This is a genomic window from Pseudomonas sp. LG1E9 (assembly GCF_003290225.1).
In the GTDB taxonomy this organism is placed as follows: domain Bacteria; phylum Pseudomonadota; class Gammaproteobacteria; order Pseudomonadales; family Pseudomonadaceae; genus Aquipseudomonas; species Aquipseudomonas cyclaminis.
Genome location: NZ_CP029983.1, coordinates 3,561,547 through 3,574,432, shown reverse-complemented (window position 1 = coordinate 3,574,432; position 12,886 = coordinate 3,561,547). Strand labels below are relative to the sequence as shown.

General features: G+C 61.9%; 8 protein-coding genes. 7 read left to right on the top strand and 1 reads right to left on the bottom strand.

Annotation, left to right across the window (positions count from 1 at the left end):
• Positions 1–2 precede the first annotated feature (2 nt).
• The 4 genes from DNK50_RS16340 to DNK50_RS16325 all read left to right on the top strand — a co-directional run bounded on the left by DNK50_RS16340 (position 3) and on the right by DNK50_RS16325 (position 4,758).
• Positions 3–518 carry a sterol desaturase family protein gene (locus DNK50_RS16340; protein ID WP_112195164.1) on the top strand — a complete coding sequence of 172 codons (516 nt, stop codon included), beginning with the start codon at positions 3–5 and terminating at the stop codon, positions 516–518.
• A gap of 156 nt (positions 519–674) precedes the next feature.
• Positions 675–2,042, top strand: coding sequence for a cytochrome C (locus DNK50_RS16335; RefSeq protein ID WP_112195162.1), 1,368 nt, complete (start codon positions 675–677; stop codon positions 2,040–2,042).
• The gene (locus DNK50_RS16330; RefSeq protein ID WP_112195160.1) at positions 2,039–2,551 is read left to right on the top strand and encodes a sorbitol dehydrogenase; all 513 of its coding nucleotides are present in this window, start codon (positions 2,039–2,041) and stop codon (positions 2,549–2,551) included. The genes DNK50_RS16335 and DNK50_RS16330 overlap by 4 nt, the downstream gene beginning before the upstream one ends.
• The gene (locus DNK50_RS16325; protein WP_112195158.1) at positions 2,548–4,758 is read left to right on the top strand and encodes a GMC family oxidoreductase; all 2,211 of its coding nucleotides are present in this window, start codon (positions 2,548–2,550) and stop codon (positions 4,756–4,758) included. Before DNK50_RS16330 ends, DNK50_RS16325 begins: the two co-directional genes overlap by 4 nt.
• A gap of 75 nt (positions 4,759–4,833) precedes the next feature.
• Here DNK50_RS16325 and DNK50_RS16320 read toward each other — a convergent pair whose 3' ends face one another.
• The gene (locus DNK50_RS16320; protein ID WP_112195156.1) at positions 4,834–6,531 is read right to left on the bottom strand and encodes a hypothetical protein; all 1,698 of its coding nucleotides are present in this window, start codon (positions 6,529–6,531) and stop codon (positions 4,834–4,836) included.
• A gap of 256 nt (positions 6,532–6,787) precedes the next feature.
• Between DNK50_RS16320 and mexE the strand changes: the two genes are divergently transcribed.
• The 3 genes from mexE to DNK50_RS16305 are packed head-to-tail and all read left to right on the top strand — an operon-like array spanning position 6,788 to position 12,636.
• Positions 6,788–8,029: a multidrug efflux RND transporter periplasmic adaptor subunit MexE gene (gene mexE / locus DNK50_RS16315; RefSeq protein ID WP_112196952.1), complete on the top strand. Its 1,242-nt coding sequence runs from the start codon at positions 6,788–6,790 to the stop codon at positions 8,027–8,029.
• 15 nt (positions 8,030–8,044) lie between these two features.
• Positions 8,045–11,224: an efflux RND transporter permease subunit gene (locus DNK50_RS16310; protein ID WP_099584252.1), complete on the top strand. Its 3,180-nt coding sequence runs from the start codon at positions 8,045–8,047 to the stop codon at positions 11,222–11,224.
• Positions 11,221–12,636: an efflux transporter outer membrane subunit gene (locus DNK50_RS16305; protein ID WP_112195154.1), complete on the top strand. Its 1,416-nt coding sequence runs from the start codon at positions 11,221–11,223 to the stop codon at positions 12,634–12,636. The genes DNK50_RS16310 and DNK50_RS16305 overlap by 4 nt, the downstream gene beginning before the upstream one ends.
• Positions 12,637–12,886 lie beyond the last annotated feature (250 nt).

Genomic DNA, 12,886 nt, shown 5'->3' with positions numbered 1-12,886 from the left:
ACATGGCGGCTTCAAACAAATGGCTGATGTCGTCAGTCGCGTATTACCTGGATTTTTTCACCGTCCCCCTGTTTGTCGGCCTGGCGCTCTGCCTGGCGCCGCTTGAGCCGCTGCAACTGCTCGCGGGCCTGCTGGCCTGGACACTGGTGGAGTATTCGGCGCATCGCTTTCTGTTCCACTCGCTGTATCGCCACGAGCACTGGACCCACCATGTGGATGTGCTGGCCTATATCGGTGTATCGAGCTGGAAAACCAGTTCCACCTTTGCGGCGTTACTGCTGCTGGCCTGGTACACCGGCCTGACCTCGGCGTTTGTCGGCGCGGTCACGGGCTACTTCTATTACATCTCGGTGCACTACGTGATGCACCGCCCGGCGCATTGGGCCCATGGGTTTATTCCAGGGTTGGTGGCCAATCACGATCTGCATCATCGCAAAGGCATCGAGAAGAACTTCGGCGTGTCTTCGCCGCTGTGGGACCATGTGTTTCGCACGTATATTCGCGCAGACCGTGCCTGAACCGCCGCTGAGCTATTGTTTTTATCACGAATCAATCTAGCGCTGCGTACACCTGCGTTCTCAACCTTATCTACGCTCTAGCCCGTGCCAGGAGGCGCATTGAAGAGTCCATGACGGACCCACTGTCTCCTGGCGCCTGATGCCTAGGAGATAACGATGAGAAAGGAAACCCATCGCCCCCGGCCTGGGTTCGGCTGTGCGCTGTTTGGCGCGTTGCTGAGCCCCCTGGTCGTCGCGGCCCCCACGCTGTCTACGCAAATACCCTTCGATGTCACGGCGACGCCGCCGTTTTCCCTCACCAGCCTGCAAGCCAACTTCGACGAGATGTCATGGCAGACGTTTATTGCGCTGAACTGGCCGGTGCTGGCCGATGGCAAGCCCAATACCGGTGTGCAGATCGGCCAGCAGGACGCGGCCACGGTGTGGGAGAGCTACAAAGAGAGCTATCAGATTTTCCTGCCCCAAGGGCAGAAACCGGCGGCCTGGCAGGCGCCCGCCAACGTGCCGGCAGCCTGTGAGGGCAAAGGCTCGGGACGCTTGTTGCAGCAAATGGGCAAGGTGCCGGATGTGCTGGACGAGTTTATCCAACCGTTTCAAAGTGGCCCGCTGGTGGACCAGAGCGGCGTGTACACACGCAATGAAATCGTGGTCAACCAATCGATGTTCGACGGCATCGTCAACAATGGCCTGTACAGCATCCAGGGCCAGCAGGCGTTTTTTGCCGCCAGCCCGACCAATGCGGTGGCGTTCAGTTGTGGCGACCCGGCCACCAGTGACGTAGGTTCGCTGATGGTCAAGGCGTCGTGGAAGGTGCTGGACGGCAACGACCAGCCTGGCAGTTTCCATACCGTCGATGCCCTGGTGTATACGCCGGGCAACAGCGACCCGAGCAAGGGGCCGGTGGTGGCCGAGTCCTGCGTTGCCGAGCCGGTGGGGCTGGTGGGATTGCATATCGTGCACAAGACCACCATCGCGCCGCAGTGGGTGTGGTCGACCTTCGAGCACGTCGACAATGTGCCGGAGAAAACCACGCCGCCCGCCGAGCGCAAAGGCCCGTATTTGTTCTACAACGCCAGCAGCCATGCCGAGGTCAACCAGCCGCCGCCCCGGCCGTGGAACCCGGCGGTAAAGGCCACGCCATCGCAGATCGTGCGTGAAATCCCTTTGACCGACGAAACCAAGGCCCTCAACACCACCTACCAAAACCTGTTGCGCACGGTTAATCCCAATAGCGTATGGGCCAATTACCAGTTGATCAGCACCCAGTGGCCGACCCTCAGCGGCCAGCCCCCGTGCCAGATCTCGGCCACCAAGCCGTTGGGCAACCCGGCGCCGTCATTCCTCGCCAATGCCACGCTGGAGACCTATATCCAGGGCACCGTGCCCCAGGCGTCGTCGAGCTGCATTGCGTGTCACGGCAATGCGGCCACCCACGTGACGCAATCACCGCGCACCAGTTTCGCCGACTTCACCTACCTGCTCGAACGCGCCCAATCCACCGGTGTGACAAGGAGTCAGCCATGAGTACCGACCTGGACAATTTCACCGGCCTGAGCGTGGTGCTCACCGGCATCAATCAGGAACTGTTGGCGCCATCGGTCGACCCCATCGGCCTGCCCAGCACCTTTCTCGATTTCATCGGCCCACGCCTGGGGCAAACCGTGCTCAGTGCCCTGCTCGCCCAATACGCCGCGCTGGTGAGTGAGCAACAGACGCCGCAGCAAATCGGCACGGCCATCCTGATGCAGAACGGCCAACCCGCCGCGACACAAACCGCCCAGGCAGCGCGGGCGATCATGAAGTTGTGGATGCTCGGCGTTTGGTATCAGCCGTATACCCAAGGCGCGTTCCCGGTGAACGAGCAAACCGTGGTCAGCGATGAGGCCTACACCCAGAGCTGGGCGTGGAGCATCGCCCAGGCTCACCCGATGGGCTACAGCGAGTTTTTCTTCGGCTACTGGAACAGCCCGCCACCGAGCCTGAAAGACTTCACCGGGGTCACCGCCAGCCCACAGCCAGGAGCATCGTCATGAGCAGCGAACAAGCAGATGTCGTGATCGTCGGTGCGGGCCTCGCGGGCAGCATCATTGCCTACCAACTCGGCCTGGCGGGGGTGAAGGTGCTGGTGCTGGAGTCCGGCCCGGAAGTCCCGGCCAACCGTAACCAGTACCTGCAGCGGTTCTACACCGCCACGCTGAAGACCCCCGAATCGCCCTACCCGCCGGTCAGCACGCTGAGCCCGGCACGCAACCCGGCCGAACAGAACGCGCCACGGGCGACGATTGCCGACCTGATCCTGGGCTGGGACAACCCCGAGGTCAGTTACCTGGTGCAGAAAGGCCCGCTGCCATTTACCAGCACGTATGAACGGGTCGGCGGCGGCACCACCTGGCATTGGGTCGCCACGTGCCTGCGCATGTTGCCCAATGATTTTCGGATGAAGTCGCTGTACGGCGTGGGCGTGGACTGGCCCATCGGCTATAACGACCTGCAAAGCGCCTATTGCCGCGCCGAAGCGGAAATCGGCGTGGCGGCCAACGTCGCCGACCAGGCTTACCTGGGCATCACCTTCCCGACGAACTATGAATACCCGATGACCAGCATTCCGTTGTCACTGGTCGATGGCAGCTTCGTCAGCGCGGTGCAGGGCCAGTCATTCCAGGGCTTGCCGCTGGTGGTCAGCCCGACGCCGGCCGGGCGCAACTCGCAGCCGTATGCCGGGCGCCGGGTGTGCGCGGGCAATACCAACTGCACGCCGATCTGCCCGATCCAGGCCAAGTACGACGCCACGGTGACCCTGAACAATGCACTCAACACCGGCAATGTACGGGTGCTGTACAAAACCGTGGCGAGCAAGGTCACGGTGGCAGCGGACAAGACGGTCAGTGGCATCGAGTTTATCCAGTACCAGTTGGGTGATGGACCGGCCACTGGCACGGGCGTCGCGGTCGGCCAGCGTTATGTGATCGCCGCCCATGCCATCGAGACGCCCAAACTGCTGCTCAACTCCACCAGCAGCGCCTGGCCCAAGGGCGTGGCCAACAGCAGCGGCCAGGTCGGTCGTAGCCTGGCGGACCACCCGATCTACCTGGCGTGGGGCTTGATGCCCGAAGGCAAGACGGTGTTCCCGTACCGTGGCCCGGTGGCCACCTCCGGCATCGAAAGCCTGCGCGACGGTGCTTTTCGCAGCCAGCGCGCAGCGTGGCGGATCGAGATCGGCAACGAGGGTTTCAACTGGCCGATCGGCGACCCCTACACCACCGTCGCCGACCTGATCGACGGCACCAACGTCAGCCGCACCAACCCGTTGCCAAACGCCACGGGCGCGCCCCAGGTGCTGTTCGGCACGGCGCTGGTACAGCAGTTGAACAACTTGCTCACCCGGCAATTTCGCGTGGGCTTTTTGGTGGAACAAGTCGAGGACGATCCGAACAACGCCAACTGCTACATCGTGCCGTCCAGCCAGTACCAGGACCGCCTGGGCATCCCGCGCCCGGAAATCCACTACGACCTGTCGGACTACACCAAGGAAGGTTTCAAGCAGGCGCGGATTCTCGCCAGCCATGTCATCACCGAACTGCTCGGCGCCACCGAACTGACGGCCGACATCAAGCCGGGGCTGTTTGACTACCAGGGCGAGTCGTACTCTTTCCAGGGCGCCGGCCACTTGATGGGCACCTACCGCATGGGCGCCGACCCGGCCACCTCGGTGGTCGACAAGTACCAGCGCAGTTGGGACCACAACAACCTGTTCCTGGTGGGCGACGGCGTGTTCCCCACCACCGGCACCTCCAACCCGAGCCTGACCATCGCCGCGCTGTCGATCCAGGCCGGCGACACGCTGTGCAACGACCTCAAGGCCGTCACCGTGCAGGTGCAAGCGAACCAACCATGGCAAGGCACTGGCGTGCAGGTCAGCGGCCCAAGCCCGCGCCTGGTGCGCTATGTCAGCGGCCAATGGCTGGCCAGCCCGGTCGGCGGCATGGTCGATGGCAATGGCAGTCCGGGGTTGATCGCCAAGGCGGGCTACACCCTGCCCGGTGCCAATGAAGGGGCGCTGATTGGGCGTGTGGGCAGCAGTGGCACGCCGTTTCTGGTGGGGGATCTGGCCGAGGTTCCGCCGGGGCAGACCGGGGAATTGCAGCTGTGCATCAACGATGACCTGGAGGGGCGGTATGGGATTGGCCTTGGAGATAATCAAGGGGCGCTGACGGTGCGGGTCGAGTTCGGTACCGCGTAAAAAACCAGGGCTGCGAGCGTGCTCAGCTCGCAGCCCTGGTGCCCTCAGGCACAGGATATGCAGGTCCTTGACGCTTCACATACCGTAGCTATGGTCGCGCTCATCCCCGTCCAGCTGTTTCTTTTCTTGCTTGGTCAGCGGCTCTTGCAGGTCTACATAGCGCTCGCGCACACGCTGCGCCATCTCAAGCACATAGGGTTCATCCTCGATAGCGACCACGAACAGCCGAAGGGGCAGCGCGCCGGTCTCGCCACTGCCCAGGATCCGCAGCGCGTCATCAATGGTGTCGAACGGCTCACCGATCTGCGAATTGGCGTCACACAGGCCAAAACTGATAAAGCTCGCCCAATCCCAACCCGTCTCGCGCACGTCGACGGGCAGGTAGGTGCCATCCGGGTTTTTGCCCGCCGTGAGCAACAGTTGCTCCAACGCTTGAGCAGAGCTGACCGTTGGAACCGCAGTGGCCAATTGCAGGTTCGCAGACTCATGGTAGAACAGGTAGTAACCGCCCCGCGGCAACTTGGACAGCTTGGGTAGCTGGCCTTTTTTGCTGCCCACATCGGCGACCCAATCCTTGGCCCGCTTGGCCTGCAAAAGCACGGCTTTGCGACAGATCAGGCCACCGATATTCAACGAGATAATGACGCCAAGGTCGGCCCCTAAACGGCTTTCTTCCGGCTTGCCCGCCAGTTGCAGCGTGCCAAGGAAAGACTGGGACATGGGGTAGCCGAATTTTGGAACCTGTTTGGACGCCCAGCTCCCAAGCCAGTGTTCGACGTAGGCACTGAACCGGCCGTTCAACAGGTCCTCAATGGCCGCTGCGCTGTTGAGAAACCTGGCCATTTCCTGTTGGCACTGAAACATCGCCCAGTAGATCGCCCAGAGCACATCGATGGACAGGTGGGTGGGTGAAGTCGCCAATTGACTCAGCAGTTGCCACTGATCGGCAGTGTGACCACATTGCAACAGCTGACGGGCGGGGTCGCGTTGCATGTTTGCCGCAGCCAGCCTGGCGCTGGCCGCGACAATATTGGGAAAGCCGCCCGTCACCGCGACGCCGAAGTGATCCCGATTGGCGCGTTCGCGAATGCCTTCGGCGCGCTTGCGCCACTTGGCATAGGCTGCCACGTCCGGCGTTTTCTGAAAGACCAACTGCCCCAGGCAGTCGTGGGCTTGTGGCATTTTCATCTCGCGTACCAGGTCCATCACCCGAGCCAAGGTTACGGCGAAATCAGGCGCCAGCCATCCGTTGCCTTTCGCAGCTGCCAACGCCTCTGTCGCGGCCAACTCGAAGTCCTTCAACTGGCGCTGGGATCTGAGAAGCTTCGCCAATAGTTCCTTGAGTTTGAGCCGTTCCTCGTGCTGGCCAGCGACGTACCGGTTGTGCTCGTCAATGTCGCGGTTGTGTTGTGACGTGATGGCCGGCTCATCGAAAGCCAGGATCGCTTGCTCATGCTGGAGCCGGGCGGCCTTGAGCTCAACGGACGCCTGATGCGTATCCAACGGGCTGAGCAGCCAACCGAAGCCGTGCCCTTCACCTTTCTGCCGATCGAACTGCTGTTGACACTTGTGCACGCGCGCCTGGCTCGGAGCCAGGGCTTCGGTGCGCTCCCTTTCGGCGCTGCGTAAACTCAGGCGGTCGATAGCGGCAATGCTGGCTTGAGCCTGGAGGATTCGCTCGGACAACACCGTCAGGGTCTGGCTGAGCGCTTGGGAAAAGGTGTTGCTCTGGACCCTGACATCTTTACGGGGCGACGTTTGGAGCATGGTCATGAATGACTTCCTGGTCGAACGATCTGCATGCGCAATAGTAACCATACGGGTGCCGAAGTCGACATTGCTTGCACACCCGCAACAGTCCTTTGTCATCATCGCCATTGATAGCCCCCTAACGAAACCCCTATGCTAGAGGGCTGATATCGCGCTTATATCATTCGCAATGATAGTTACCTTCGCTTCATTCGATTCGTGACATACCCCCTCGCCGCGCATGATCCGCCCATCTCAAATACATTGGCGGATGCACCTCATGGAACAGTCACTCAAACATTTGCGCTTGCCCCTGGCGATTCTGGCCGTGGCGGTGATGAGCGCGTGCGGCAAGACCCCGGACCAAGCGGCCGCCATGCCTGCGGCAAAAGTCAGCGTGGCCAAGGTGCTGGAACAGCCGGTCAACGAGTGGGATGAGTTCACCGGCCGTCTGGAAGCGCCGGAAACGGTGCAGATCCGTCCTAGGGTTTCCGGCCAGATTGACCAAGTCGCTTTCACCGAAGGCGCTTTGGTCAAGAAAGGCGACCTGCTGTTCCAGATCGACCCGCGTCCGTTCCAGGCTGAAGTGCGCCGCCTTGAAGCCCAGTTGCAACAGACCCGCGCCGCTGCCACTCGCAGCGACAACGAAGCCCAACGCGGCGAGCGCCTGCGCCAGAGCAATGCAATCTCCGCCGAACTGGCCGACTCGCGCACCACTGCCGCCCAGGAAGCCCGCGCCGCTGTCGCCGGCATCCAGGCGCAGTTGGATCTGGCCAAGCTGAACCTGAGTTTTACCCGCGTGACCTCGCCGATCAGCGGCCGCGTCAGCCGTGCCGAGATCACCGCCGGCAACCTGGTGACCGCCGATGTCACCGCGCTGACCAGCGTGGTGTCCACCGACAAGGTCTACGCCTACTTCGACGCCGATGAGCGCGTGTACCTCAAGTACACCGAACTGGCGCGCCAGGGCCGCCGTGGCGCAACCACCCCGGTGTACCTGGGCCTGTCGAATGAAACCGGCAACCCGCACCTGGGCCAGATGAACTTCGTCGACAACCAGGTCAACCCGGCCACCGGCACCATCCGTGGTCGCGCCGTGTTCGACAACAGCAAGGGCGAATACACCCCGGGCCTCTACGCACGCCTGAAGCTGGTGGGCAGCGGCACCTACTCCGCCGTGCTGATCAACGATGAAGCCGTGGGCACCGACCTGGGCAAGAAGTTCGTGCTGGTGATGGACGGCGACAAACCGGCCTATCGCGCCGTGGAACTGGGGCCGAAGATCGAAGGCTTGCGCATTGTGCGCAGCGGCCTGAACAAGGACGACACGATTATCGTCAAGGGCTTGCAGCGCGTGCGTCCAGGCTCGCCAGTCGCGCCGGAAACCATTCCGATGGCCAGCCAGGAAACCCTCGCCGCCTTGGCCCAACAACGACAAGCGCTTGAAGCCAGCAACCTGGAACAAGTGGCGCCGGATAAAGCCGCGCCCAAACTGGCCAGCGTCGCGACTCCACGCGGTTAAGGGATACGACTCAAGATGAATTTTTCCAAGTTCTTCATTTCGCGGCCGATCTTCGCAGCAGTGCTGTCGCTGTTGATCCTGATCGCCGGCGCGATTTCGCTGTTCCAACTGCCGATCAGCGAATACCCGGAAGTGGTGCCGCCGACTGTGGTGGTGCGCGCCAACTTCCCCGGCGCCAACCCCAAGGTCATCGGCGAAACCGTGGCCGCGCCGCTGGAGCAGGCCATCACTGGCGTCGAGAACATGCTGTACATGTCCTCGCAATCCACCGCTGACGGCAAACTGACCCTGACCATCACCTTCGCCCTGGGCACCGACCTGGACAACGCGCAGGTGCAGGTGCAAAACCGTGTGACGCGGACTCAGCCAAAACTGCCCGAGGAAGTGACACGCATCGGTATCACCGTGGACAAGGCCTCCCCCGACCTGACCATGGTGGTGCACTTGACCTCCCCGGATCAGCGCTACGACATGCTGTACCTGTCCAACTACGCCATCCTCAACATCAAGGATGAGCTGGCCCGCTTGGGCGGCGTGGGCGACGTGCAACTGTTCGGCATGGGCGATTACTCCCTGCGCGTCTGGCTCGACCCGAACAAGACCGCCTCACGCAACCTGACCGCCACCGACGTGGTGACCGCGATCCGTGAGCAGAACCGCCAAGTGGCGGCCGGTGCCCTGGGCGCGCAGCCTGCGCCGAGCGACACCAGCTTCCAGTTGTCGGTCAATACCCAAGGCCGTCTGGTGACCGAGGAAGAGTTCGAGAACATTGTGATTCGCGCCGGCGCCAACGGTGAAATCACGCGCCTCAAGGACATCGCCCGGGTTGAACTGGGGTCCAGCCAATACGCGCTGCGCTCGCTGATCGATAACCAGCCTGCCGTGGCGATTCCGATCTTCCAGCGCCCCGGCTCCAATGCCATCGACATCTCCAACGATGTGCGCGCCAAGATGGCCGAGCTGAAAAAGAGCTTCCCGGCGGGCATGGACTACCGCATCGCCTATGACCCGACGATCTTTGTACGTGGCTCCATCGAAGCGGTCGTGCATACCCTGTTCGAAGCGCTGATCCTCGTGGTGCTGGTGGTGATCCTGTTCCTGCAGACCTGGCGCGCCTCGATCATTCCGTTGGTGGCGGTGCCGGTATCGTTGATCGGTACCTTTGCGGTGATGCACCTGTTCGGGTTCTCGCTCAACGCGCTGTCGTTGTTCGGCTTGGTCTTGGCCATCGGCATCGTGGTGGATGACGCCATCGTGGTGGTAGAGAACGTCGAACGTAATATCGAGCTGGGCCTGGAGCCGTTCCCTGCGACTGAAAAAGCCATGAGTGAAGTGACCGGCCCGATCATCGCTACAGCGTTGGTGCTGTGTGCCGTGTTCATTCCCGCCGCGTTCATCAGTGGCTTGACCGGGCAGTTCTACAAACAGTTCGCCTTGACCATTGCAATCTCGACGGTGATCTCGGCGTTCAACTCGCTGACCCTGTCCCCAGCCCTGGCCGCCGTGTTGCTGCGCGGTCACGACGCACCGAAGGATCGCTTCTCGAAGTTCCTCGACAAGCTGTTCGGCGGCTGGTTGTTCCGTCCGTTCAACCGCTTCTTCGAAAAGGCCAGCCATGGCTATGTGGGTACCGTACGCCGGGTTATTCGCGGCAGTGGAATCGCGCTGTTCGTGTACGCCGGCCTGATGGTGCTGACCTTCTTCGGGTTTGCCCACACGCCAACCGGTTTCGTGCCGGCCCAGGACAAGCAATACCTGGTGGCCTTCGCCCAACTGCCCGACGCCGCGAGCCTGGATCGTACCGAAAACGTGATGAAGCGCATGTCGGAGATCGCCCTGAAACAGCCTGGCGTGGAAGCTGCGATTGCTTTCCCTGGCCTGTCCATCAACGGCTTCACCAACAGCCCGAACAGCGGCATCGTGTTCGTGACCTTGAAGCCGTTCGATGAGCGCAAAGACCCGAGCATGTCCGCCGGAGCGATTGCCGGCGCGCTGAATGGCCAGTACGCCAACATCGAAGAAGCCTACATGGCGATCTTCCCACCGCCGCCGGTACAGGGCCTGGGCACGATCGGCGGGTTCCGCCTGCAGATCGAAGACCGGGGCAACCTGGGCTATGACGAGTTGTACAAAGAAGTGCAGAACGTGATCACCAAGAGCCACGGCGTGCCGGAGCTGTTTGGCCTGTTCACCAGCTACACCGTCAATGTGCCGCAAGTCGATGCCGCCATCGACCGCGAAAAGGCCAAGACCCACGGCGTGGCGATCAGCGACATCTTCGACACCCTGCAGGTCTACCTGGGTTCGTTGTATGCCAACGACTTCAACCGCTTCGGGCGCACCTATCAGGTCAACGTGCAGGCTGAACAACAGTTCCGCCAGGACTCCGACCAGATCGGCCAGCTGAAAGTGCGCAACAACAAGGGCGAGATGATCCCGCTGGCGACCTTTATCAAGGTCAGCGACACCTCGGGCCCGGACCGCGTGATGCACTACAACGGTTTTATCACCGCTGAAATCAACGGCAACGCCGCACCGGGCTACAGCTCCGGCCAGGCCCAGGCCGCGATTGAAAAACTGTTGAAGGATGAACTGCCCAACGGCATGACCTACGAGTGGACCGACCTGACCTATCAGCAGATCCTCTCGGGCAACACCGCACTGTTCGTGTTCCCGCTGTGCGTGCTGCTGGCGTTCCTGGTACTGGCTGCTCAATACGAGAGCTGGAGCCTGCCACTGGCGGTGATCCTGATCGTACCGATGACACTGCTGTCGGCCATTACCGGGGTGATCATCTCGGGCGGCGATAACAACATCTTCACCCAGATCGGCCTGATCGTACTGGTGGGCCTGGCGTGCAAGAACGCGATTCTGATCGTCGAGTTCGCCAAGGATAAACAACAGGAAGGACTCGACCCGCTCGCTGCCGTACTGGAAGCCTGCCGCCTGCGTCTGCGGCCGATCCTGATGACCTCGTTCGCCTTCATCATGGGTGTGGTGCCACTGGTGCTGTCCAGCGGTGCCGGTGCCGAGATGCGTCATGCCATGGGCGTGGCGGTGTTCTCAGGGATGATCGGGGTGACCTTCTTCGGTCTGTTGCTGACGCCAGTGTTCTACGTACTGATCCGTCGCTATGTGGAACGCAGCGAAGCGCGCAAAGCGGCCAAGGCCTTGAAGCTGGAGACACAGCAATGAGTGTGAAAGTATTCCTGCCGAGCTTGCTGGTACTGGCGCTGAGCGCCTGTGCCGTCGGCCCGGACTATAAAACCCAGACCCCGGAGGCGGCGAACATCACCGCCGCCGCGGACGCCAAGCAGTATGACCATGCCAAGTTCGAAGGCATCTGGTGGCAGCAGTTCGAGGACCCGACGCTTAACCAGTTGGTCACGCAGTCGCTGCAAGGCAACCGTGATCTGCGCGTCGCCTTTGCCCGCCTGCGTGCGGCTCGGGCGATCCGCGATGACGCCAGCAATGACGCCATGCCGACCATCACCAGCCGCGTCAGCAGTGACCAGGGCAAGGGCCAGATCCCCGGCCAGACCACTCGCCGCGTGAAGACCGAGCGTTACGACCTGGGCCTGGACATGGCCTGGGAACTGGACCTGTTCGGCCGCATCCAGCGCAACCTGGAAGCGACCGACGCCGACCAGCAGGCCGCCGAAGCCGATCTGTACCAGCTGCAAGTCAGCATGATTGCCGAACTGGTGGACGCCTACGGTCAACTGCGCGGCGCGCAACTGCGTGAAAAGATCGCCCTGGACAACCTGAAGAACCAGCAGGAATCACGCACCATCACCGTCAGCCTGCGGGATGCCGGTGTGGGTGACCAACTCGACGTGGAACGTGCCGACGCACGCCTCGCCGCCGTTGAAGCCAGCGTGCCGCAACTGCAGGCCGAACAAGTGCGCGAGCGTAACCGCATCGCCACCCTCCTCGGCCAGCGTCCGGACAAACTCAGCGTGGACCTGAGCCCCAAAGACTTGCCGGCGATTGCCAAGGCACTGCCCATCGGCGACCCAGGCGAACTGCTGCAACGTCGCCCGGACATCCTCAGCGCCGAACGCAAACTGGCCGCCGCCACCGCGCGCATCGGCGTGGCCAAGGCCGACCTGTTCCCACGGGTCAGCCTCAGCGGCTTCCTCGGCTTTACCGCCGGGCGCGGTTCGCAGATCGGCTCCTCGGCAGCGAATGCCTGGGCCCTTGGCCCGAGCATCACCTGGGCCGCGTTCGACCTGGGCAGCGTGCGCGCTCGACTGCGTGGCGCCGACGCCGAAGCCGATGGCGCCCTGGCGACCTACGAACAGCAAGTGTTGCTCGCTCTGGAAGAATCCGAGAACGCCTTCAGTGACTACGGCAAGCGCCAACAACGCCTGATCTCGCTGATCCGTCAAAGCGAATCCAGCCGCGCCGCCGCCGACCTCGCCGCCATCCGCTACCGCGAAGGCACCGTGGACTTCCTCGTCCTGCTCGACGCCCAACGCGAACGCCTCGCCGCCGAAGACTCTCAGGCCCAGGCCGAAGTGGACCTGTATCGCGGAATCGTGGCGATCTACAAGGCGCTGGGGGGTGGCTGGAAGCCGGACACCGTTGTAGCAACGGCGAAGTGATGTAAAGAGCTCCTTTGGTTGGTCGCATCCAGCCAATTTTTAGCCCTGTGGCCTGTTTGGTCATGGGGCTTTTTTTGTTTGGAGCGTCCTAAAATGTTGAAAGTTACTTCTGTAAGCGAAACACGAAGTCCTTCGTAAGTAATTTCCTAATACTGCGCTGCGCTTGAAGATCAGGCTTGCATGTTTTTTATCGCAGAAGCCATTTCTCCCATTACGGACGCACGGATACAAAAAATCGAAAAGTGTACAT

Coding starts and splice junctions, on each gene's coding strand:
- DNK50_RS16340 (WP_112195164.1), top strand. CDS start 3: ATGGCGGCTTCAAACAAATGGCTGATGTCGTCAGTCGCGTATTACCTG.
- DNK50_RS16335 (WP_112195162.1), top strand. CDS start 675: ATGAGAAAGGAAACCCATCGCCCCCGGCCTGGGTTCGGCTGTGCGCTG.
- DNK50_RS16330 (WP_112195160.1), top strand. CDS start 2,039: ATGAGTACCGACCTGGACAATTTCACCGGCCTGAGCGTGGTGCTCACC.
- DNK50_RS16325 (WP_112195158.1), top strand. CDS start 2,548: ATGAGCAGCGAACAAGCAGATGTCGTGATCGTCGGTGCGGGCCTCGCG.
- DNK50_RS16320 (WP_112195156.1), bottom strand. CDS start 6,531: ATGACCATGCTCCAAACGTCGCCCCGTAAAGATGTCAGGGTCCAGAGC.
- mexE (WP_112196952.1), top strand. CDS start 6,788: ATGGAACAGTCACTCAAACATTTGCGCTTGCCCCTGGCGATTCTGGCC.
- DNK50_RS16310 (WP_099584252.1), top strand. CDS start 8,045: ATGAATTTTTCCAAGTTCTTCATTTCGCGGCCGATCTTCGCAGCAGTG.
- DNK50_RS16305 (WP_112195154.1), top strand. CDS start 11,221: ATGAGTGTGAAAGTATTCCTGCCGAGCTTGCTGGTACTGGCGCTGAGC.